General features: G+C 61.1%; 22 protein-coding genes and 1 tRNA gene. 10 read left to right on the top strand and 13 right to left on the bottom strand.

Translation table 11 applies throughout. The annotated features are described in order from the left end of the window. Genes TM1040_RS13290 through TM1040_RS13280 form a run of 3 tightly spaced genes read right to left on the bottom strand, consistent with a single transcriptional unit; the run spans nucleotide 1 to nucleotide 4056 of the window. Nucleotides 1–2364: a glycosyltransferase family 2 protein gene (locus TM1040_RS13290; RefSeq protein ID WP_011539101.1), complete on the bottom strand. Its 2364-nt coding sequence runs from the start codon at nucleotides 2362–2364 to the stop codon at nucleotides 1–3. Beyond that, nucleotides 2364–3023 (bottom strand): sulfotransferase, encoded by a 660-nt coding sequence (locus tag TM1040_RS13285; protein ID WP_011539100.1) that lies wholly within the window; start codon nucleotides 3021–3023, stop codon nucleotides 2364–2366. The genes TM1040_RS13290 and TM1040_RS13285 overlap by 1 nt, the downstream gene beginning before the upstream one ends. 10 nt (nucleotides 3024–3033) lie before the next feature. Continuing rightward, nucleotides 3034–4056 (bottom strand): glycosyltransferase family 2 protein, encoded by a 1023-nt coding sequence (locus tag TM1040_RS13280; RefSeq protein WP_044026803.1) that lies wholly within the window; start codon nucleotides 4054–4056, stop codon nucleotides 3034–3036. Nucleotides 4057–4318: 262 nt separating this feature from the next. Between TM1040_RS13280 and TM1040_RS13275 the strand changes: the two genes are divergently transcribed. The 7 genes from TM1040_RS13275 to TM1040_RS13245 all read left to right on the top strand — a co-directional run bounded on the left by TM1040_RS13275 (nucleotide 4319) and on the right by TM1040_RS13245 (nucleotide 12736). Then, complete coding sequence (locus TM1040_RS13275; RefSeq protein WP_011539098.1) at nucleotides 4319–5233, top strand: AAA family ATPase; 915 nt, start codon at nucleotides 4319–4321, stop codon at nucleotides 5231–5233. Between the two features lie 63 nt (nucleotides 5234–5296). Beyond that, nucleotides 5297–6580 carry a vWA domain-containing protein gene (locus TM1040_RS13270; RefSeq protein WP_011539097.1) on the top strand — a complete coding sequence of 428 codons (1284 nt, stop codon included), beginning with the start codon at nucleotides 5297–5299 and terminating at the stop codon, nucleotides 6578–6580. A 130-nt stretch (nucleotides 6581–6710) separates the two neighbouring features. Then, on the top strand, nucleotides 6711–7724 hold the full coding sequence (locus TM1040_RS13265) for an XdhC family protein (protein ID WP_044026802.1): 1014 nt from the start codon (nucleotides 6711–6713) through the stop codon (nucleotides 7722–7724). Beyond that, nucleotides 7721–8794 (top strand): molybdopterin-binding protein, encoded by a 1074-nt coding sequence (locus tag TM1040_RS13260; protein WP_011539095.1) that lies wholly within the window; start codon nucleotides 7721–7723, stop codon nucleotides 8792–8794. The genes TM1040_RS13265 and TM1040_RS13260 overlap by 4 nt, the downstream gene beginning before the upstream one ends. 44 nt (nucleotides 8795–8838) lie before the next feature. Further along, nucleotides 8839–9324 carry a (2Fe-2S)-binding protein gene (locus tag TM1040_RS13255; RefSeq protein ID WP_011539094.1) on the top strand — a complete coding sequence of 162 codons (486 nt, stop codon included), beginning with the start codon at nucleotides 8839–8841 and terminating at the stop codon, nucleotides 9322–9324. A gap of 154 nt (nucleotides 9325–9478) precedes the next feature. Beyond that, complete coding sequence (locus TM1040_RS13250) at nucleotides 9479–11857, top strand: xanthine dehydrogenase family protein molybdopterin-binding subunit (RefSeq protein ID WP_011539093.1); 2379 nt, start codon at nucleotides 9479–9481, stop codon at nucleotides 11855–11857. Nucleotides 11858–11947: 90 nt separating this feature from the next. Then, nucleotides 11948–12736 carry an FAD binding domain-containing protein gene (locus TM1040_RS13245; protein ID WP_011539092.1) on the top strand — a complete coding sequence of 263 codons (789 nt, stop codon included), beginning with the start codon at nucleotides 11948–11950 and terminating at the stop codon, nucleotides 12734–12736. 118 nt (nucleotides 12737–12854) lie between these two features. On the opposite strand, the gene infC is transcribed toward TM1040_RS13245, so the two are convergent. After that, the gene (gene infC / locus TM1040_RS13240; RefSeq protein ID WP_044026801.1) at nucleotides 12855–13403 is read right to left on the bottom strand and encodes a translation initiation factor IF-3; all 549 of its coding nucleotides are present in this window, start codon (nucleotides 13401–13403) and stop codon (nucleotides 12855–12857) included. A 248-nt stretch (nucleotides 13404–13651) separates the two neighbouring features. On the opposite strand from infC, the gene TM1040_RS13235 reads away from it, so the two are divergent. Further along, nucleotides 13652–14449: a hypothetical protein gene (locus tag TM1040_RS13235; protein WP_011539090.1), complete on the top strand. Its 798-nt coding sequence runs from the start codon at nucleotides 13652–13654 to the stop codon at nucleotides 14447–14449. A gap of 152 nt (nucleotides 14450–14601) precedes the next feature. On the opposite strand, the gene TM1040_RS13230 is transcribed toward TM1040_RS13235, so the two are convergent. From TM1040_RS13230 to cobA, 6 genes are all read right to left on the bottom strand, one after another. Continuing rightward, the gene (locus TM1040_RS13230; RefSeq protein ID WP_011539089.1) at nucleotides 14602–15474 is read right to left on the bottom strand and encodes a ferredoxin--NADP reductase; all 873 of its coding nucleotides are present in this window, start codon (nucleotides 15472–15474) and stop codon (nucleotides 14602–14604) included. A gap of 166 nt (nucleotides 15475–15640) precedes the next feature. Beyond that, nucleotides 15641–16045 (bottom strand): DUF934 domain-containing protein, encoded by a 405-nt coding sequence (locus TM1040_RS13225; RefSeq protein WP_011539088.1) that lies wholly within the window; start codon nucleotides 16043–16045, stop codon nucleotides 15641–15643. A gap of 5 nt (nucleotides 16046–16050) precedes the next feature. Then, complete coding sequence (locus tag TM1040_RS13220; protein WP_011539087.1) at nucleotides 16051–16812, bottom strand: phosphoadenylyl-sulfate reductase; 762 nt, start codon at nucleotides 16810–16812, stop codon at nucleotides 16051–16053. Between the two features lie 3 nt (nucleotides 16813–16815). Continuing rightward, nucleotides 16816–18483 (bottom strand): nitrite/sulfite reductase, encoded by a 1668-nt coding sequence (locus tag TM1040_RS13215; protein WP_011539086.1) that lies wholly within the window; start codon nucleotides 18481–18483, stop codon nucleotides 16816–16818. After that, entirely contained in the window at nucleotides 18476–18796 is a 321-nt protein-coding gene (locus tag TM1040_RS13210) for a DUF2849 domain-containing protein (RefSeq protein ID WP_011539085.1), read from the bottom strand. The genes TM1040_RS13215 and TM1040_RS13210 overlap by 8 nt, the downstream gene beginning before the upstream one ends. After that, on the bottom strand, nucleotides 18796–19548 hold the full coding sequence (gene cobA / locus TM1040_RS13205; protein ID WP_011539084.1) for a uroporphyrinogen-III C-methyltransferase: 753 nt from the start codon (nucleotides 19546–19548) through the stop codon (nucleotides 18796–18798). Before cobA ends, TM1040_RS13210 begins: the two co-directional genes overlap by 1 nt. 210 nt (nucleotides 19549–19758) lie before the next feature. Here cobA and TM1040_RS13200 point away from each other — a divergent pair, with 210 nt between their 5' ends. Together TM1040_RS13200 and TM1040_RS13195 are read left to right on the top strand one after the other, a co-directional pair. Continuing rightward, a complete protein-coding gene (locus TM1040_RS13200) occupies nucleotides 19759–20238 on the top strand; it encodes an Lrp/AsnC family transcriptional regulator (RefSeq protein ID WP_011539083.1) in 480 nt (159 codons plus the stop codon). Nucleotides 20239–20414: 176 nt separating this feature from the next. After that, nucleotides 20415–20488, top strand: a tRNA-Cys gene (locus TM1040_RS13195). Nucleotides 20489–20786: 298 nt separating this feature from the next. Here the strand turns inward: TM1040_RS13195 and TM1040_RS13190 are convergent. From TM1040_RS13190 to TM1040_RS13180, 3 genes are all read right to left on the bottom strand, one after another. Beyond that, on the bottom strand, nucleotides 20787–21056 hold the full coding sequence (locus tag TM1040_RS13190) for a DUF982 domain-containing protein (protein WP_044026799.1): 270 nt from the start codon (nucleotides 21054–21056) through the stop codon (nucleotides 20787–20789). A 440-nt stretch (nucleotides 21057–21496) separates the two neighbouring features. Continuing rightward, nucleotides 21497–21712: a hypothetical protein gene (locus TM1040_RS13185; protein WP_044026798.1), complete on the bottom strand. Its 216-nt coding sequence runs from the start codon at nucleotides 21710–21712 to the stop codon at nucleotides 21497–21499. A gap of 25 nt (nucleotides 21713–21737) precedes the next feature. Then, nucleotides 21738–21944 (bottom strand): cold-shock protein, encoded by a 207-nt coding sequence (locus TM1040_RS13180; RefSeq protein WP_011539080.1) that lies wholly within the window; start codon nucleotides 21942–21944, stop codon nucleotides 21738–21740. Nucleotides 21945–22268: the final 324 nt, after the last annotated feature.

Here is a 22268-nt window from a genome sequence, read left to right as displayed (position 1 = left end):
TCAGCTCTCCAGATCCAGCGAGAGCGCCCAGGCCACGCGCTCGGTTGCGGGGATGTCGATCTCCAGCGCCTGCTGATAAAGCGCTTCGAATTCCTCCTGCTGGTGCAGCTCTGCCGCCTTGGCGCGATGCCACGCCAACCCCGCCTCGTGGAGGGCGCGCAGGGTCTCATCTGCGAGCAAGCGATCCATCTCCGCCTGCATCCTGGGCAGGTTGCGCTGGATGGTGATGTCGCGATGGTCGTTCCAATCCATGCGAATCCAGTAGTTGAGCCCGATCGAGCGATCCACATGCAGCGCCCGCCCACGCTGGCGTTTCACAAGGAAGCTCTCTGCCGAGCGCAACGCATAATGATTGAGTTGCAGAAGATCATAGCCGATGGACTTTTTCGAGCTGCGCCAGCCGTTGTCGATCACCTCATGGGTCATGTCCTCACCAGAACCATTGACCCATTTCACCTGCGCGCGCTTTTCCTCCTCCAGCTTGTTGGGCCGGTGGCAAGAGATTTTCTGATAGGCGCCAATGGTTTTGAACATGGTCTTAAAGCCCCAGACGGTATGGGGCTTGGGGCAGAACTTGGGCGCGCAGCGATCAAATTGTGCAATCACCGGGCGGTCGTTCAACGTGGTGATGCCGTTGTGACCAAAGAGCCGCCATGTCATCGCGACATTGGTGGCATCTGGCACATGGTCGAAGAAATCAGCCAATGTCCCATTGCCGCAGCGCACGTTGATGTACTCATCTACGTCGATGTGGATCACCCAATCGGCCTGTTTGATCACTGGCTCTTTCAGCGCCTGATTGAGGGCGTATTGCTGGGGCGAGTTGCCTTTCCAATTGTCGTTGTTGCGATGCTCAAGGATGCCAAGCGCCTGCAACCGATCAAGGAGCTCTGCGGTGCCGTCGCTGCAGCCGTTGGTGTAGATCAGGAAATGATCCACCCCGATCATGCGGTGATAGGCGACCCACTCAAGGATATAGGGGGCCTCATCCTTCATGCAGCCGACGATGACATTGCCGCTTTGCCCCTTTGACAGGATGCGGGGGGGCACCTCTGTGTAGGGCGGTCTTTCGGCGGTCTCATCCACACGACCCAGCCGGTCGTGTGGCTTGAAAGTCGAGCCCTGAAGCATCGCAAAATTCTTGAGCGCAAGCGGGGGCATCAGGCGCCGAGCCTTGGCTGTGGGGGCGGCACCTTCTGCGCTCTGCTGAGCCGCGCGCGCGCTCTGGTGCGCCTTGAGGTCCCCCTCGCGTGCGGCGCGCTCTTCATTGGTGGCCTTTTCGATCCGGTAGAGGAAGGCGAGGAGATACTGCGAGGCGCGAAACCCCTGTAGTGGGGGGGCCTCTGACCAGTCTTCGGTGGAGGTCTCGATCTCAAAGACATCCTGCGACAGCGCCGCATGCTCTGCACAGAGATGGGTGTTCTGAGCCGTAAAAAACCGTGTCACCGCGCCCAGTCTGGCTGGGTCCAACGGCGGGCCATCGACCTTGAGGTCCTGAATCATCTGCCGCCACAGCTTGCGTGGCAGGATATGGTTGCCCTGTGCCAAAAGCCGCAAGAGCAATGCGTTGAATTGCCGCCCACGTGTGAGCCATGCGGCGGGGATTGGCCTGCTGCGTTTGGCTGGATCCACCCGGCCAATCTGTTCCGCAATGCCAAAGGTCTCACAGACTTCCTGCGTCACGTCCGCGCTGTCAAAGACCTCTGCTCGGTAGCTGCGGAAGGAGACCGTTCCGGCGCCAAAAACCTCCTCCCAAAATCCTTGCAAGGCCTTGAAATCGAGCCAGAATGGCGCGCCTTGGGTTTCCTCGAACTGACCTGCCTGCGGATCAACCGGTGGCAGGGTGTCAAGCGCCGCCGACCACCAGCTGTCTTCGCGGGTCAGTTCCACCTCGCGCGAGAGGCTGGCGGCGCGCCCCTCAAAGACTTGTTCTGCAAAGACATCCGCGAGCATCCGCGCCTGTGCCTCGACATGGGCAACGATCCGAATGTCATCCGAGAGCGGCGCCAGCAGAGCCTTCAGCCGTTCCAGCTCGCTTTTGCGCGACAGATGCGTTCCGAGCTGATGCGCGCTCAGGATGAGCGTGTGGGGCTGATACTGGGTAATGTCGCGCGAGAGGCTCTCCTGCAGGTTTGCGCGCAGGTCCGCCTGTTTTTCCGGACTGATGAAGCCGCGATTGTAGCGCAGCGGGTCAACATGCTCGGGATCGCTCACGGCCATGAACAGGCGGGTGTGGTTCTTGCTCCCCGCCGCTCGCGGCACCAGAATTCCGCGTGCGCGCAGCTGGTCGCGCTTGTCGGCCAACACCGCCTGTATCCGTTCCGATCCTGCGCGGTGCAGCCCGATATGAAGATAGATCCGCATCAGCCTGCCTCGTCCTGTCGTCTGCCGCGCCCGCGCGCAGAGGGCCCTTCTGGATTGATATTGGATTGTCCCCACCATGGCAGGGGGCGGCCCAGAAAACGCGCCAGCTTGTACTGCGCATCAGGCGCGGCGACATCGAGTTCAAGGTACAGCGGGTCATTGCGAAACCAATGCGCCAGCGCCTCGTAGTGGCCGTCGATCCAGATCATCTGCTCGTCGATTTCGTGCCCGTATCCCACCGGCAGGCCCGGAACCGTCGAGAGCGGGAGCCGCAGCTTGCCCAGGTTGTTCCAGCGCATGATCGAATGCGCCATCTGTTCGGTGTCGCGCCGTGTGGCCACAAAACACAGTCTCGGGTGCAGCTTGCGCAGCGCCAGCAGCATTGCGTGGTCGCATTGCGGCCAGACCGAATTGCCCCCGTAGATAAAGCTCACCTCGGTGAGCGCATCATGCGTGTTGAGCAGCGCCAGCGGATCGCCGTACTTATAGAGCCCCTGATACATCAGATCACCGACAAAGACCCGGTCATCGGGGTCGTCGGGGTCTTCTTCGGATTTTATCCGGTGATCGGCCACGGAATACCCCGCGCGGGTCAACGCGTCCTTGAGCGTCGTGGTGCCGGATTTCGGCAGTCCCAGATTGATGATCTCCACAGTCATCGCCTCCGCCTCACATCAGACCCAGCCGCATCAACATCGCTTCTTCTTGCGGCGGCAGCGGAGAGGCTTTTTGCAGCTGGGCGCGCATCGCCTGATACGCGGGCTGCGCCAGCAGGGCATCGCGTTGGGCGAGGTGCGCGGCGACGCAGGCGTCGTGCAGACGGGCAATTTCGGGATCTGATTTCATCTCGGCAAGCGCGGCCTTCAGGTTTGGCAGCAGCCGCAGGATCGAGCGATCCTCCCACGACGGGTCATTGCGCTCGCGCCAATAGGTATCATCAAAGGCACGGTTTTCGCGGTTCACGTCGCCGCGGTCGTTCTTCACCAGATAGCTGTCGAGTGAGCGCAGCGCATAGTGATTGAGGGTTGCGAGCTGCCGCGCGCCTTTGGCGGGGAACTTGCGGATCCGGCGCGGGTTGGCGGCGGTCAGAAACTTTTGCGGGACCTGCCTGCCGCTGCCATCGCACCAGCGCGGATGCGTCTTGGCGGACTTGCTGACAAAGGGACGGTGGGCACCGTAGTATCCCAAGGGAAAATCGCGCCGGGTCAGGGACTTAACTTCGATCGCGGTTTCCCCGCACCAGATGTCCGGGTTGTGGCTCCGGGTGAATTGCTCGATTACCGGGCGATCTTCAAATTTCTCGATTCCGGCGTTGGCAAAGAATTGAAACGTCACAGAGATCGCCGCCGGGGAGTGGCAGGCCTCGATCAGGGCAGGGATGCTGTGATCGCCCACATGGATGTTGAGGAACTCATCCACATCCGTAATCCATATCCAATCGGCCTGCTTGACCACGGGCTGATGGGCGCAGTCCTTCAGAGCCTCCATCTGATAGGCGCGCCCTTTGGCCGGGTTCGGCAGATGGCTGAGCCCACCACGTTGCGCCAGCGCATCCAGGAGCACATCACTCCCGTCCGTGCAGTCGTTCGAGTAAAACAGAAAATCCGTCACGCCAATCAGGCGATGATAGGCAATCCATTCCAACAGAAACGGACCTTCATTCTTGACGCAGGTCACTGCGGTAATGCGCATCTGTCCTGTCCCTCGTTCTGCTCCTGCCGGTTGCGCCCGGATCAGGTGCCTGCGGCGCTGCGCGGTCTTTGGCCGATCCTGCCCCAAGCTGGGGCTTTGGTCATCCGGCGCGCGCACCTTGTCGCACCCTCCATGCGCTGACGTCAATTGGCCGAACACGCTTTGCGCCCAACATGTTGCATGCGCTCTGCGGTCACACTGCTTGACGCTGAGGGCTCCTCATGCCCTCTTGGGACGAGCAGTGCGCAAGGCGGGGGATCTCATGACAACAGCAGGGTTTCAATCCATCGACGCGGTTCAGTCCGAGCTGTCCGAGGCGGGCTATGTCTGCGGGCGCGCCCTGGCGACGGTGGTGTTCCTCTCCACACGCCTTGGACGGCCCTTGTTCCTTGAAGGTGAGGCCGGCGTCGGCAAAACCGAGATCGCAAAGGCGCTGGCGGCGGTGACGGGCCGGCCATTGATCCGGCTGCAGTGCTACGAGGGTCTGGACGCCGCAAGCGCCGTCTACGAGTGGAATTTTGCAGCGCAGATGATGGCGATCCGCATGGCCGAAAGCGCGGGTCAATCTGACCGCGAGGCGTTGCAGGCCGAACTCTTCTCGCAGGACTACCTGATCGCGCGCCCCCTGTTGCAAGCCATGCAACCCGATGCGCGCGGCACTCCCATTCTTCTGATTGATGAGTTGGACCGCACCGATGCTCCGTTTGAGGCTTTTCTTCTTGAGGCCCTGTCAGATTTCCAGGTCACGATCCCGGAGCTTGGCACAATCAGGGCCCCGGAGCCGCCGATGGTGATCCTGACCTCGAACCGCACCCGCGAGGTCCATGATGCGCTCAAACGGCGCTGCCTCTATCATTGGGTGGACTACCCCGATTTTGACCGTGAACTGGAAATCCTGACGGCTCAGGTGCCAACGGCAAGCGAGGCCCTCAGCCGTCAGGTGGTCGCCTTCGTTCAGAGCCTGCGCACCGAGGATCTCTTTAAAAAGCCCGGGGTTGCAGAGACAATCGACTGGGCCAACTGCCTGCTGGCGCTGGATGTGGTGAATCTCAGCCCCGAGACGATCGCCGACACGTTGGGCGCGCTTCTGAAATATCAGGATGACATTGCGCGCCTGCAGGGATCAGAGGCCAAGCGCCTTCTGGATGAGGCCCGTTCCTTGCTTCAGGAGCACTGACATGAGGTTTCTTCTAACACCAAATATCCTGGGGGTCTGGGGGCAAAGCCCCCAGCGAGGCTGATGGTTGAATACCCCTCGCTTGCGATCTCGGACGATCCCAAACTCGCCGCGAATATCACCCATTTTGCGCGAGCTCTGCGCAAGGCCGGACTCAATGTTGGTACCGGGCGGGTGCTCGATGCGATCAGGGCTGTTGAGGCCGCCGGTTTCACGTCGCGGCGCGATTTTTACTGGACCTTGCACGCGTGTTTTGTCTCCCGTCCCGAAGAGCGCGTGGTCTTTGGGCAGGTGTTTCGTCTCTTCTGGCGTGACCCCCGGTTTCTGGAACATATGATGGCGGCGATGCTGCCCGCGATCCGAGGCGTACAGCAGGAACGCGCGGCCAAACCTGCCGAGACCCGTGCTGCCGAGGCATTGCTGGATGGGCAACTGCCCGAACATCCCGAGGAATCACCCGAGGCCACGGACGAAGCAGAGGAGATCGAAATCGACGCCGCAATGACCCTCTCGGCCGAAGAGCGGCTCAAGACGCTTGATTTTGAACAGATGACCACCGAGGAAATCCAGCAGGCCAAGCGGATGCTTGCCACACTGAGATTGCCGATTGCGCCTCTGAAAACGCGCCGCCATCAACCCGCGCCGCAAGGTGCAAGGCCGGATTGGCGGCGCACGATGCGTGGTGCGGGCCGCACCGGGGGCGAAATCGCGCGCATCGCCCGCAGCAAACGCGCCGAGCGGTTTCCAAATCTTGTGGTTCTCTGCGACATTTCCGGCTCCATGAGCCAGTACAGCCGCATGGTGCTGCATTTTCTGCATGCGGTCGCCAATCGACCCGCTGACGGGCGGCAGGGGCGCTGGGCGCAGGTGCATGGTTTCACCTTCGGCACCCGGCTCACCAATATCTCGCGACATCTGAAGCAACGCGATGTGGATGCGGCGCTCGCGGCGGCGGGTGCCGAGGCGCAGGACTGGCAGGGAGGGACGCGGATCGGTGGGTGCCTGCATGCCTTCAACCGGGACTGGTCGCGCCGAGTCATGGGGCAGGGGGCGGTGGTGCTCCTGGTAAGTGATGGGCTGGACCGCGACGTCCCAGAGACCCTGGCGCTGGAGATGCAGCGCCTGCGGCTTTCTGCAGGGCGTCTTGTCTGGCTCAACCCTTTGCTCCGGTGGGATGGGTTCCTGCCACGCGCCCGCGGCATCCAGGCGATGCTGCCCCATGTGGACAGCTTTCGCGCAGGTCACAATATTGCGTCGCTTGAAGATCTTGCACAAGCGCTCTCGCGGCCGGATGACACTGGCGAAAAGCTGCGCCTGATGGCCATGATGCAGGAGGAACGCGCGTGAGCGAGCGTCTTGGAGCCGCCTCGCGCAGCAGTGCCGCACGATTTGGCCTTGCACTTCGCGCCCGTCGCTCCATGCTTTGTGCGAACCATTGGCCACTGGCACCGGGATCTCTGACATGACAATTGCGGGCATGACATCTGGCACACTCTCCAATGCAGAAGAGGGATCGCTCTCTCGTTTTGACGCGGCCCCTGAACTGGCCCTTGCATGGCATCGCGCGGGTCAGGGCGCTGTTCTATGTACGGTTGTGCAGACCTGGGGATCCGCGCCGCGGCGCACCGGTTCGCAGCTTGTGGTCGGTGGCGACGGGCGCATCGAAGGCTCCGTGTCTGGCGGCTGCGTCGAGGGCGCCGTCGTCGTTGAGGCGCAGGAGGCTTTGGCGCAGGGCTGTCACAAGCTGTTGGAATTCGGCGTGAGCGATGGCGACGCCTTTGCGGTTGGACTGGCATGCGGCGGCACCATCAAGGTTCTGTTGGAACCTGTGGGGTCCGTATTGAAAGAAGAGACGCTCGACGCGCTGGTGACGGCCCGCAGAGAAAGAGAGGCGGTCGCCTATGAAGTGAGCCTGAAAAGCGGCAAAGGCCGATTGGTCGAGGCGGGCGCCTATCCCGAACGCCTGCGGATGGATCGCTCCGGGGTGGAGGAAGACGGCAATACCTTTGTTGCCGTGCATAACCCGCCCCTGCGCTTGATCGTGGTCGGAGCCGTCCATATCGCGCAGGCGCTTGTCCCCATGGCGCAGATCGCGGGCTATGATCCGGTTGTGATCGAGCCCCGCGCGGCCTTTGGCTCTGAAGAGCGGTTTCCCGGGGTGCGTATTCTCGAGGATTGGCCGGATGACGCGGTGGCCCAGATCGGCTTTGACAGCCGTTGCGCCCTGGTCCTGCTGACCCATGATCCCAAGCTCGATGATCCGGCGCTGATGGCCGCGTTGCGGTCAGAGTGTTTCTACATCGGCGCACTTGGCTCCAATCGCACGCACGGGCAACGCCGCGAACGAATGATCGAGGCCGGATTTGGCACTGCTGACATCGCGCGCATCCATGGCCCGGTCGGGTTGGACATCGGCGCCGCCAGCCCCTCGGAAATTGCGGTGTCGATCCTTGCCGAGATCACAGCAGTGCTGCGGGGCAAGGCGGAATGAAATTCGGACCCGTACCCTTGCGCGCGGCGCTGGGCACGATTGCGGCACATTCCATTCGCGCAGCCGCACGTCCCTATGGCTCCGGGCGGGACTATAAGATTGCGAAAGGTACCGAACTGACCGCAGATCATATCGAGGATCTCAATGAGCTAGGGCACCAAGAGATCATCGTCGCGCAGCTGGAGCCCGGTGATGTGCATGAAGATGCCGCGGCGCTGCGTTTGGCACAGGCTCTGGTGCCGGACCCCGAGGGTCAAGAGCTGCGTATCTCCGGTGCGGGCGCGGGGCGCGTCAATCTCTATGCGCGGGGCGCGGGGGTGGTGCGGCTTGATGCGGCGCAGGTTGCAGCGGTGAACGGGATAGATCCGATGATCACCGTGGCAACCGTGCCAGACTATCACCGCGTCGATCCCGACAGTATGGTCGCCACGATCAAGATCATTTCTTATGCGGTGCCGGAGGCGCATCTCGCGCAGGCTGTAGTCGCTGCCAAGGCAGCCATTCGCGTGCTGGCGCCGGCCTTTGGCACCGCGACCCTGATCGAGACCCGCATCACCGAAGAGATTCCATCCGACAAGGGCCGCGCGGCGATGGCGGGGCGGCTGGATCGGATGGGCATCACGCTGAGCCCGCGCGTGGTCAAGCCGCATCGAACGGCCGAGATCGCTTCCGCACTCCGGGACGCTCCGGGGGAGGTCCTCTTGGTGCTCACGGGCTCTGCGACCTCAGATCCGCAGGATGTCGCGCCCGAGGCGCTCCGGATGGCGGGAGGGGAGGTCACGCGCTTTGGGATGCCGGTTGATCCGGGTAATCTGCTGTTTCTTGGGTATCTGGGCGAAAAGCCCGTGATCGGCCTGCCGGGCTGCGCGCGATCGCCCGCGCTCAACGGAGCAGATTGGGTGCTGGAACGGGTGGTCTGTGGCCTAGATGTGACCTCGGCGGATATTGCGGCGATGGGGGTAGGGGGGCTTTTGAAAGAGATCCCAACCCGGCCAAGACCGCGCCGCAGCGCAGGCGGATCCGAACCGCGTCGCATAAAATCCTCGCGCGATCTGCTGACCCGTGATTAACTGGGTTTAGCCAGATAAAAAGAATTCAAGCTAGGGAGGAATTTATGACGAAGGTCTCGATGACCGTGAATGGCAACCCCGTGTCCGGGAATGTCGAAGGTCGCACACTTTTGGTGTCATTCCTGCGGGATCAGCAGGGGCTGACCGGCACCCATGTGGGCTGCGATACCAGCCAATGTGGCGCCTGCGTTGTCCATGTGGATGGCAAGGCGGTAAAATCCTGCACCATGCTCGCGCTGGAAGCCGAAGGGGCCGAGGTCGCCACCATCGAGGGTCAAGCCGCACCCGACGGCACGCTCAATGCGATTCAGGCGGCATTTCAGGAACATCACGGGCTTCAGTGCGGGTTTTGCACGCCGGGCATGGTGATGTCGGCGGCGGCGCTCTTGAAAGAGAACCCCAAGCCCTCGGAAGCCGAGATCCGCCACTACCTTGAGGGCAATCTCTGTCGCTGCACCGGCTATCACAACATCGTCAAAGCGATCATGGCAGCCTCCGGTCAGGACGTCTCTGCCATCGCGGCGGAATAAGCCCCAAGAAAGAGCACAGCCTGTCATCAGATGGGCTGCAAGTAACCCGTGACAATCCAGCGGATCAGTTCTGGTCTGGCTGCGGCGGGAAGAGGAGCCCGACGCGCCGCATGACCAGAAAGCCCGGTTCGCAATTCTGGGAGGAGTGTGGATTATGCCTAAGGATATTGAAGCCAAGGAAAGCGGCATAGGGGCCGCCACCAAACGGCGCGAAGACGTAAGGTTCCTGACGGGAACCGGGAATTATGCTGACGACATCAATGTAAACGGTCAGGCCTATGTGCATTTCCTGCGCTCGGATGTGGCGCATGGGCGGATCACCTCGCTTGAGACTGCCGCAGCGGCGGCGATGCCGGGCGTGCTGCGGGTGTTCACCGGGGCAGATTTCGAAGGCGTCGGAGGACTGCCCTGCGGCTGGCAGGTGACGGATCGCTTTGGTGAGGTGATGCAGGAACCTGCCCACCCGGTGCTGGCGCAGGGCAAGGTGCGCCATGTGGGTGATCCGATCGCCGCGGTGGTGGCCGAGAGCGCCGAATTGGCTCGCGATGCCGCCGAGGCGATCGAACTGGAGATCGAAGAGCTTCCGGCAGTGATCGACATGAAGGCCGCTCTTGCTGAGGAGGCCCCGAAGGTACATGACGATCTGACGTCAAACCTCTGTTATGATTGGGGCTTTGTCGAAGAGAACAAGGATGCGGTGGCCAAGGCCTTTGATGAGGCCGCCCATGTAACCACGCTCGAGTTGGTCAACAATCGTTTGGTCGCCAACCCGATGGAGCCGCGCGTGGCGGTGGGCGATTTCAACCGCGCTACCGGCGAAAGCACGCTTTATACTACAAGCCAGAACCCGCATGTGATCCGGCTCCTGATGGGCGCCTTTGTGCTCGGCATTCCGGAGCATAAATTGCGCGTGGTGGCCCCGGATGTGGGGGGCGGTTTTGGCTCCAAGATCTTCCACTACGCCGAAGAAGCGTTTTGCACCTTTGCCGCCAAGGCGCTCAACCGCGCGGTGAAATGGACCTCCTCGCGGTCCGAGGCCTTCATGTCTGATGCCCATGGCCGCGATCATGTGACCAAGATCGAACTGGCGCTGGACGCAGACAACAACTTCACCGCTCTGCGCACCGAAACTTACGCCAATATGGGGGCGTATCTCTCGACCTTCGCGCCCTCGGTGCCGACCTGGCTGCATGGCACGCTGATGGCGGGCAACTACAAGACGCCGCTCATTTATGTGAACGTCAAGGCGGTCTTTACCAATACGGTGCCAGTCGATGCCTATCGCGGCGCTGGGCGTCCCGAGGCGACCTTCCAGTTGGAGCGCGTCATCGACAAGGCCGCGCGCGAGCTGGATGTCGACCCGGTCGCGCTCCGGCGGCAGAACTTTGTCACCGAGTTCCCCTATGCCACGCCTGTGGCGGTGGAATATGACACCGGCGACTATGTGGCGACGATGGATAAGCTTGAAGAGATTGCGGATATCGCAGGCTTTGCCGCGCGCCGCGCCGAGAGCGAGAAAAGCGGCAAACTGCGTGGTCTGGGTGTCAACTGCTATATCGAAGCCTGTGGTATCGCGCCCTCGAACCTCGTGGGTCAACTTGGTGCGCGCGCAGGGCTCTATGAGAGTGCGACGGTACGCGTCAATGCAACTGGCGGTATCGTGGTGATGACCGGCAGTCACAGCCATGGGCAAGGGCATGAGACGTCCTTTCCGCAGGTGATCGCCGAGATGATCGGCATCCCCGAGGATATGGTGGAGATCGAGCACGGCGACACCAACAACGCGCCGATGGGCATGGGCACCTATGGCTCGCGTTCCTTGGCGGTGGGCGGCTCTGCCATGGTGCGCGCGACCGAAAAGATCATCAGCAAGGCCAAGAAGATCGCGGCGCATCTGATGGAGGCTTCGGACGCCGATATTGAGCTTAAGGACGGGAGGTTCTCGGTGGCAGGCACGGATAAATCCGTGGCCTGGGGCGATGTGACCTTGGCGGCTTATGTGCCACATAACTACCCGCTCGAAGAGATCGAACCGGGGCTGGAGGAGACGGCGTTCTATGATCCGGCGAACTTTACCTACCCGGCTGGCGCTTATGCCTGTGAGGTCGAAGTGGATCCCGAGACTGGCAAAGTCACCATCGAGCGCTTTGCCGCTGCCGATGACTTTGGCAATATCGTTAACCCGATGATTGTGGACGGTCAGGTCCACGGCGGAATTGGACAGGGCATTGGGCAGGCGCTTCTGGAGGGCTGTGTTTATGACGAGGATGGTCAGCTCTTGTCCGCGAGCTTCATGGATTACGCCATGCCGCGCGCGGATGATGTGCCGTTTTATCAGGTGGATCATTCCTGCCAGACCCCCTGCACGCATAACCCTCTTGGGGTGAAAGGCTGCGGAGAGGCAGGGGCAATTGGATCTCCGCCAGCGGTGGTCAATGCGGTGGTGGATGCGCTGCGCTCTGCCGGGAAGGATGTCACCCACATCGACATGCCGCTGACGCCGGCGCGGGTCTGGGCGGCGATGCAAGGTTGAGATGGCGGAGCGGGGGCCAGCCCCCGCACCCCCGGGATATTTATGAGAAGATGAAGGAGCCCAAGGGCGATCCTTCGGAAAGGAAGAGCGATGTATGAGTTTGAATTCGCACGTCCCGAAACGGTGGCTGATGCGGTACAGGCGCTGAGCGAAGAGGATGCGCAGGCGCTGGGTGGGGGACAGACGTTGATCCCGACGTTGAAACAGCGTTTGGCGATGCCCTCGACGCTGGTGAGCCTCGGCGGGATCGCGGAGATCAGAGGGATCTGTCAGACAGATGATGGCAAACTGGCCATCGGCGGGGCGACGACCCACGCAGAGGTGGCAGAGGGCGCCGCGGCCTATCCGGCGCTTGCCGCCCTGGCGGGTCAGATCGGCGATCCGGCAGTGCGCAATCGTGGCACCATTGGCGGCTCACTTGCCAATAATGATCCCGCCGCCTGTTACCCGGCCGCCGCTCTGGCCAGCGGGGCCACGATTGTGACCAATGCCCGCGAGATCGCGGCGGATGACTATTTCCAGGGGATGTTCACCACCGCGCTTGAGGAAGGTGAGATCATCACCGAGGTGCGGTTCCCTGTGGCCGAGGCCGCGAATTACCAGAAGTTTCTGCAGCCGGCGTCGCGGTTTGCGATGGTCGGGGTGTTCGTCGCGAAATTTGCCGATGGTGTTCGGGTGGCGGTCACAGGTGCCTCTGAGGAAGGCGTGTTCCGCTGGCGCGAGGCGGAGGCTGCGCTCTCGGGCGCTTTCAGCGCTGATGCGATTTCAGGCCTGTCGGTAGAGGCCGAGGGCATGATCGGCGACATCCATGGCACCAAGGACTATCGCGCGCATCTCGTGACCGTGATGACCAAACGTGCCGTTGCGGCCGCGGGCTGAGTAAGGCTCGATTTCGATCATTGAAAGCTAAAAAGCCTCCCTTGCGTATCAAGGGAGGCTTTTTTTATGTGCAACCGGGCACCGTGACCTGCGTCATGCGGGGCCCCGTCAGGGGGTATTACTTGCTCGGAAGCGGGCCGATCATCATGATCATCTGACGGCCCTCCATCTTCGGCATGTTTTCGACCTTGCCGAGTTCCTTGATGTCTTCGGCAACGCGCTGAAGCAGCTCACGTCCCAGGTTCTGGTGCGCCATCTCGCGGCCACGGAATCGCAGGGTCACTTTGACCTTATCTCCGTTCTCCAGGAACTTGATCACGTTGCGCATCTTCACATCGTAGTCATGGGTATCCGTGTTGGGACGGAACTTGACCTCTTTGACCTCGATGATCTTCTGCTTCTTGCGCGCTTCGCTCTCGCGTTTTTGCTGTTCATACTTGAACTTGCCGAAGTCCATGATCTTGCAGACCGGCGGCGTGGCGTTTGGCGAGATCTCGACAAGGTCAAGACCGGCCTCTTCGGCCATCTGCATCGCCTTGGCGGGATGCACAACGCCGACGTTTTCGCCTTCAGCCCCGATCAGGCGGATTTCGGGAGCGCGGATTTTGTCGTTGACGCGCGGGCCAGTGTCACGGGTTGGCGGCGCGTTATGAGGTCTGCGAGCTATGGGTTCTATCCTTTGATAATTGCAGAAATTTGAGCCGGGAATTTAATCGGTGTCGGACTGTCTTGCAAGCCGGAAACACAAGGGATTTTGCGATTGGCAAGAGTTTTCACGCAGCGCTCGGAACGGGTGGCGGCCCATTGCCGAGGGGAGTGCGGCGAAAGACTTCCCCCTTGTTGTATCCCTCGATTAAGCAGAAGTACATCTGCAATCCGTCCCGCGTCGGGACGTCAGCATGGAAGGATATTGCCATGAAAATTGCAGGAGTGGGCGCCGCTATTGGTTTGGTGGTGGTTGCAGGGGCCGTTTGGTACCTCAATCAGCCCGAGGACCAGCCCGTCACCGATATGCCCGCCGAGGTCGCCAATGAAGCGGCCCCAGTCACAACCGAGGACACCGAGGCAGCCGCAGAGGTTGAAACCGGCGAACCTGAAGCGGGCGACCTGCAGGAGCAGGCGCAAGAGGCTGTTGATGCGATTGCCGAAACAGCCGAGACGGCCGTAGATCAGGCCACAGAGGCGGTTGAAAACGCCGTTGATGCAGCTTCTGAAGCAGCCGAGAACCTGGTTGAGGGGGCAGGCGAGACGGTAGAGGCCGTTCAGGAACAAGCCGAAGCTGCCGTTGCCGCAGCCGAGGAAGAGGCCGTGGCGGCGGTCGAGGCGGCACAGGACGGTGTTGCAGACGCCGTTGAGGGCGCGCAGGAGAGCGCATCCGAGGCCGTCAGCACCGTAACCGAAGGGGCGGTGGACTTGGCCACAGAGGCGCAGAACACTGCGGATGCCGCAGCTGAAGCCGTCACCGAAGCTGCTACACCGGAGATTGGGGCGGATGCGACTGCAGATGTCACCGCGGCTGCAGAGGCCGAGACGCCAGCCGCCCTGCTGACGCCTGAGGGTTTCAACTACGACCGTGTGATCGAGCTCATCGAGGGCTCCGAGTTGGACCCGCTGAAAAAGACTGCGCTGAAGTCCGCGATCACGCAGGCACGTGATAACCCGGATCTGTTGAAGGCAGCGCTGCAATCGGCGCGCACCGCATTGGGTCTCTGACCCCCTTGCACCGCTTTGTGAACAACGTCCCAAACGCCCCGTTCCTCGGGGCGTTTTCTATTGAGCTGTGTCAGCAAGGCTCTGTTCTAAATAGAAAACGCCCCCGCAGCATGCGTGCGGGGGCGTTCTTGTAAGACGCTGTCAAAGCCTCCTCAGTCGAGGAAGGCTTTTTCCACCACAAAATGCGCAGGCTTGGAATTGGCACCTTCTTCCAGGCCATAGGTATTCTCGAAGAGATCCTTGAGCTCGAGGTTGAAAGCAAGGTTGCCGCAGATCATTGCGCGGTCGCTTTCCGGGTTCAGCGGCGGCACGCCCAGATCTGCAAAGGCCTCGCCCGAGCGCATCAGGTCGGTGATGCGGCCCATCTTGGCGCTCTCTTCTCGGGTGGTGGTCGGGTAGTATTTGATCTTCTTCCAGAATCCTTCGCCAATCACCTCATTGAGGAGCTCGTCTTCCTTCAAGCTCTCGATCAGCTCGCGGCCATAGGTCAGCTCGCCTACCTCGCGGCAGGTGTGGGTGATGATGACCTCATCATAATCCTCATAGGTCTGCGGCTCGCGCAGCAGGGAGGCGAAGGGCGCAAAACCGGTGCCGGTTGCAAAGAACCAGATCCGTTTGCCGGGCAAAAGCGCATCGTGCACCAGCGTGCCCACTGGTTTGGGGCGCAGGATGATTTCATCGCCAACCTTGATGTGCTGCAGTTTCGAGGTGAGCGGGCCGTCCTGAACCTTGATGGAGTAGAACTCCATTTCCTCGTCCCAGGAGGGCGATGCGATGGAATAGGCGCGCAGCAGGGGCTTTTGCTTGCCGGTCTTTGGGTCCGGGTCGCCCATCAGGCCGATCATCACAAACTCGCCCGAGCGGAACCGCAGGGAGGCAGGCCGGGTGCAGCGGAAGGAAAACAGCCGGTCAGTCCAGTGTTTCACTTGCGTCACGGTCTGGGCGTCGGGCAGGGCGGGTTTGGCCTTTGCAGGCGCGGCGGCTTCGGTCACAGGCTCACTCACGGGCGTAATCTCGTTCATCATGTCTCTGCCGGTGGGATAAACCGGCACCTCTGATTAATCTTTGATCTAGGTCAGGGGAACCCCTCCTGCGACACTCTTGCGCAGAACGGGCCCTTGGGGTGCCCCTAGGCGATCCACTGCGCGCGCAGCTGGGGCGGGGGGGCTGACGACGGGTCTTCGGGCTGGCTTAGCGCGCGGCGTTGGAATGCGCGCGCAGGCGTGCCTGGTAGTTGTGGCTCTGCCAGTTGGCGCGGAACAGCCATTCGCCTTCGGGCTGGCGGGTGGCCAGATCGTCAGAGATTTCCACCTCGTCAAATCCAACCCGGCGCGCCATGGCATATTGATCCGAGATCACATGACCCTTGGCGCGCAGACGGCCGTCATATCCCATGAGGCGCAGCATGCGCGCAATGGTGAACCCGCGCCCATCCGCAAAAGAGGGAAAATCAACGCGGATCATCTCGACGCCGTCCAGCTGGTCCTTCAGCGTGGCAGGGTCTGTGTCGGAGGCCAGATCAAGCACATTTGCACCCTCAAAGCCGCCGGTCCAGTCGTCATGGGCAAAGCCCGTGTCGGTTACGATAACGCTCATATTACTCAAGCTCCTGTACGGACGAATTTGCCATCCACAACGTGGATGCCGCATTCTTCCTTGTTCTGGTTGCGCCAGCGACCGGCGCGGGGGTCTTCGCCTTCTGCGACCGGGCTGGTGCAGGGTTCGCAGCCGATCGATGGATAGCCCTTGGCCACCAGCGGGTGACGGGGCAGGCGGTTTTCATCCATATAGGCGCGCACGTCTTCGGGCGCCCAATGGGCCAGTGGGTTGATCTTCATTCGTCCGGTGCCATCCTCGACCTCAAAGAAGTCGAGCGCGGCGCGGGTGCCGGACTGAAACCGTTTGCGCCCGGTGATCCAGCCGTCATAGCCGGCGAGCGCCTTTTGCAGCGGAATGGTCTTGCGCAGGGTGCAGCAGGCGTCGGTGTCGGAAAACCGCATCGCGCCATAGGGGTCTTTTTCGGCGATGTCATCCGCCTTGATGACATGCACATTCCTGAGGCCTAGGCGCTCGCTCACTTCTTGCTGGTAGACCAGCGTCTCTGTGAACAAGAGTTCCGTGTCCACAAAGAGCACCGGCACCGAGGGGTCGATCACGGCGGCCATATGCAACAGCACCACCGATTCCGCCCCAAAGGACGACACCAGCGCGATATTGCCAGCATCCCGCAGCGCCCCTTCCATCACGGAGGTGGCCGAGTGGTGTTTGAAGCGGGCATTGAGCGCCGCAACCTGCTCGGCCAGGGCCTCAGCGCTGCCAGCAGCGGCGGGATGGCCCCTGATCTCCTGATCTATACGGGTCATCCCTCAGGCCACCTTTTTCTCGGAGGCCGGGTAGAGCGCCGCCTTGAAGGGCTCCATGCCGACGCGGCGGTAGGTTTGCAGGAACTCTTCTTCGGCGCTCTCGCGTTGCTCCAGATAGGTTTCGACGATGCGCTCCACCGCGGGGACGATTTCGTCATAGGCAAAGCCCGGTCCGGTCCGCGTGCCGATGGCTGCAGTTTCGGTCGCATCCCCACCCAGCGTGATCTGATAGTTCTCGACGCCCGCGCGATCCAGACCAAGGATGCCGATGTGTCCGACATGGTGGTGGCCGCAGGCGTTGATGCAGCCAGAGATCTTGATCTGCAGATGGCCAATGTCGTGCTCGAGTTTCAGGTCCTCGAACCGGGTGGCGATTTCCTGCGCCACGGGGATCGAGCGGGCGGTGGCCAGCGCGCAGTAATCCATGCCCGGGCAGGCAATGATGTCCGAGATCAGGCCGATGTTCGCGGTCGCCAGATCCGCCGCCTTCAGACGCGCGTGGATTGCGGGCAGATCGTTCTTGTGCACATGCGGCAGGATCACGTTCTGCTCGTGGCTGATGCGCAGCTCGCCATAGGCGAACTCTTCGGCGATATCTGCCATGGCGTACATCTGCGCGGCGGTTGCATCGCCCGGCGTGGCGCCATGTTTCTTGATCGAGATGGTCGCGATCGCATGCCCCGGCGCCTTGTGTTCGGCGAGGTTGGTGTCGGCCCAGGCGCGGAACACAGGATCGGAGTCATAAGCGGCGTCAAAGACCTCGGTGCCTTCGCTGCGGAACTCGGGCGCGGCAAAGTGGCGCTTGATGTCCTGAAACAACGCTTGATCTGCGCCGCCAAAGGTCGGGCGCACTTGCGCAAAACGCTCTTCGGTCAGCTCGCGGATCTTCTCCAGTCCGAGCTCGTGCACGGTGATCTTGATGCGGGCCTTGTACTTGTTGTCGCGACGGCCAAGCTGGTTCCAGACCGAGATCACGCTCTCGATGTAGGGCAGGAGGTCATCGGCGGCGACAAAGTCATTGAGCACCTTGCCGATCATCGGCGTACGGCCAAGGCCACCGCCGACCAGCACCTGGTAGCCCACTTCGCCGTCCTCGTTCTTGACGATCTTGATCGCCAAGTCATGTGCCTTCAGGACGGCGCGATCGTTGGCGGCCCCGGAGACGGCGATCTTGAACTTACGGCCCATGAACTGAAACTCCGGGTGATCGGTGGACCACTGGCGGATCAGCTCTGCGATGGGGCGGGGATCTTCGATCTCATCTGCGGCAGCGCCGGCGAAATGGTCGGCCGTCACGTTACGGATCGTGTTGCCCGAGGTCTGGATCGCATGCAGGTTCACCTCTGCCAGCGCGTCCAGCATGTCCGGCACATCCTTCAGTTTGGGCCAGTTGTACTGGATGTTCTGACGCGTGGTGAAATGGCCGTAGCCCTTGTCCCACTTCTCAGCGAGCAGTGCGAGCGCGCGCATCTGATCGGGGTTCAGCGTGCCATAGGGGATCGCAACCCGCAGCATATAGGCGTGCAGCTGAAGATAGAGACCGTTCATCAGGCGCAGCGGCTTGAACTCATCCTCGGTCAGCGCGCCCGCGATGCGGCGCTCCACCTGGGCACGGAACTGGCGATTGCGCTCTGCGAGAAAGGCGGAGTCGAAGTCGTTGTACTTATACATTTGCGGTGGCCTCCAGTTTGGCTTCCTGCTTGCCGTGGGCATAGTTCGACGGGCCGGTGCGGCGGAATTCTTCGCGGAAATGAGTGGGTTCCGGACCCTGTTCCCCGGCTTTCGCATCCGCGAGATAGGCACCAACGGCAATCTGAGCCTGGCTCTGGGCCTCCAGAAGACGCAACTGCGCCTCCGCTTCATCGGTGATCAATTCCGCCTCGCTCAAAGCGCGGGTCCAGTCATTTTCAGCTGTGAGGTAAATCACATCGCCCTCCAGCAAGTGATTGGCGGTGACAACTTTGGGGGTGAATGCACGGGCCATCAGGCAAGCTCCATCTGAATGTCGGTAAGGGCGGCCGCCTGTCGCGGCGCAAGCCCAAGGAAGGTGAGCGCCGGGCCGCTGAAGTGCGCAGCGGCCAGATCGGCGGGCAAATGCTCCAGGGTGGTGGCCAGCACACGCTGATCTGCGCGAGAGGCGTTTTCGACCACCGTCACGGGGGTTGTGAGATCGGCGCCATGCATCAGCATACGCCCCTGCACAAAACGAGCGGATTTCTTGCCCATGTAAACAGCGGCCACTTCGCCGCGGCGCGCAAGCTGGGCCCAGTCGTGGTCGGCAAACCCCTTCATGTCATGACCGGTCAGGAACCGCACCGAGGTATTGCGCCCCCGTTGTGTCAGGCTCTGACCAATGGCGGCGACGGCCGCCGAGGCGGCGGTGATCCCCGGCAGGATCTGCGTGTCGACATCTGCCGCTTCGCAGGCCGAGAGTTCTTCGTCCAGCCGGCCAAAGATGGTGGGGTCGCCCGATTTGAGCCGCAGCACCTTGAGGCCGCGTTTGGCGTGATGCACCAGCCGCGCGCAGATTTCTTCCTGCGCCATTGATGGCCCGAAGCCCTCTTTTCCGACATCTTCAAGCAACGCACCCTCATGCGCCAGCGCCATGATGTCCTTGCTCACCAGCCGGTCAAAGAGGATGACATCCGCCTCACCAAGGGCCTTCAGCACCTTGAGCGTCAACAGGTCCACATCTCCGGGACCGGATCCCGCAAAGGCTACGACACCCGGACACATCACGCCCATGGCTCCCGGCAGGGGCGGCGTGAGGGGCGGGATATAATGCGTGTCGCGGGGCATCCATCGGTCCATTTTTTGGTGTTTGACGTGACCCTAGATATAGGAAATATTCCCCTCTCTGTGCTATATGGGCCGGGAAATAAGGACACATGTCTCACTGCCTTTCGCCGTGAGGTCCGCGCGTCCTGACTTGAGGAGAATTTTGGAATGACAGTGCGGATCGACGCGACGGACCGGAAAATTCTGGCGGAACTCCAGCGTGATGCGGGGCAGTCGCTGGATGAAATCGCCAAGCAAGTGGGCAGTTCCAAGACCCCGGTCTGGAATCGGATCCGCAAATTGCGCGAGGCTGGCGTGGTCGGTAATCAGACGGTGATCCTTGATGCCGAGGCCCTGGGGTTTGAGGCCTGTTTCTTCGTGCTGATCCGCACCTCGGAGCATGAAGCCAGCTGGCAGGCATCCTTCCTCAAGGCCCTGCAGGAGCGCCCCGAAGTTCAGGAAGCGCACCGCCTTGCGGGTGACATCGACTATATCCTGAAGGTTCGGGTGAAGAACGCGCGCGCCTATGACAAATTCTACCAGGCGCTGATCTCAGAGGTGCGGGTCCACAATGTGACGGCGCTCTTGTCGATGGAAGAGATCAAATCGACCACGCATCTCCCGCTCGAGCAAATTCGCGTCGACTGATCTTGCCTGCTTTGGACGATGACCGAGTGGCTCAGCTCGTCGAACTCGCGGTGGATTTTGCGGATGAATTTTCGCGCAGGAATGTGGTTTTGACCCTTGCACCTCGCTGGCAACCTTCATAAAAGCAGTGCACGCCCAGTGGCCGGACACCACCCGCCACATCGAGGTATCAAGGCGGCGAGTTGGCGGAGTGGTGACGCAGCGGATTGCAAATCCGTGTACACCGGTTCGATTCCGGTACTCGCCTCCATATAATCCACTCTGACGGTTTATTACAGTCCTCCAACACCGCTTGTCGATCTTGGATCCTGTTCTGCCTGCGAACCTGGGCGTTCAATGCTACGATCACGCGGGGCCGGTTGGGGGGGCACCGTCCAAGCTATGTTCCGCCGCGAAGCTAGATTTGCATGCGTGAATGTCTCGGTGGATGCCATTGGGAACGAAGGGTTTTATCCTCCCAATGATCCCAATTGACCTCTGCGGTCTGTTGCACGACGAGGGCGGGGCCGCTGTTTCTTTCAGCTGAAAGCCTTGCACGCCCGCTGCGTCTATGACGCCAGGGGCTGCGCGCTTTGATCTGCAATGTGAAACCCGGCGCTGCAGGCGGCGTCTTGAAATGCCGATCTTGCGTCCTGCACGGACCCCATGCATTCCATCGCGGCTTCGACTTGGGCCAGTGCAGCTCGGGCCGCGGAATCTGCAACAGGCCATTTGCGGCTGAGCCAATGGTGCGCCTTTTCAATGGTGCCAAAGGCCTCTTGAGTTCCGGTTTCAATCTCGGTCAGGACCATCTTCGGTCCCCAAAAAATCTCTATCATGTTCTCATCTTGAATTTGGTATGACGTGCCGTGAAGGCCCGTCCAATGTGGTGTCGCGCATCCGAAATTCCGCATGAGCGGGGGCGTATGTAGGCGCGCGCAGGTGAGGGCAACGGAGGGCCGAGATATCCCCCCAGTCTTCAGTGCTTTCTCGAAGAAGGTGCGTCGCTATCCTCGCAGCGCGAGGAGTAGTCACGCAAAAGGCGATCTAAGCGATGCGCGCGCAGTGCGGATCTCGTGCCGCGTTGGTTACAGAGCGCGCTGTCGTATCGGGGTAGTAGTCTGTTGCCTCCGTGGCGAGGATGTCCCCGCCACGGAGCCTTCCGATGCGCCGCGGAGCACGCCCTTCCGAAAAAGAGTGAAATGCTCGACGCATGCATCTGGAAACACTGCATCTGCCACAAAAGGGCAGGTTGCAGTGCGCCTTTTTGTAGACCCGGTTACGTCTTTGGTTTCGGAGTATGTTTTTTCCTGAACGCTCTGAGACGGGCAACCTTTTCAGCGTTGGCTGCGGCTTCCTCGTCTCGGAGACGCTTGACTGTCTGGGTCGTGCGATCCGCCGCCGACATCACATCCGAAGTCTTTGACTTCGCTGCAGATACAGAGAGATGTGCAAAAATATCGACGTCGTCATCCTTTGCCGGGGTGTTGGTCATTTGTCCGTCTCCCCAGCTCAGGTTCTCAAGCAAGCGCGAGATTGCTTGCCGATGTGCGTCCGTCGCGACCGTTTTCGAGGTCAAAGGTCACTTTCTGACCGTCGTCGATGCGATTGATGCCCGCACGCTCAACTGCAGAGATGTGCAGGAACACGTCCTGGGTGCCATCTTCCGGTTGAATGAAGCCGAAGCCTTTGGTTGCGTTGAACCATTTTACGGTGCCATTGGCCATATCCGTAGTCTCCAAATAAATCTGTCCGCGTGATTGCGACAGCTCGGCAAAAGTCGATCCAAGTCGACCAACCGATACCGTTTTCACGGAAGCAGAAATTCGAAGAGAAGAAACGTTAGCGGCTCACCCCTACGCCTTTCTTGATGAGATCGCAAGGATTCTTTTTGCGTCTGTCTTCAAGCGGGTGCGGGGCGTAGGGTTCAAAGTTTTCAACGGATCGCAGGACCTCAGCGACCAAGTCCAACAATCGGTCTGGCAGAATTGCATCGACAGCGTTGCGCATATTCGGCCTTGCGGTCCTTGCAGTCGCGTCGGCGCCCAATG

The organism is Ruegeria sp. TM1040 (genome assembly GCF_000014065.1).
In the GTDB taxonomy this organism is placed as follows: domain Bacteria; phylum Pseudomonadota; class Alphaproteobacteria; order Rhodobacterales; family Rhodobacteraceae; genus Epibacterium.
The sequence above is the reverse complement of the archived record's forward strand: the minus strand, read 5'-3'. Positions and strand labels throughout refer to the sequence as shown.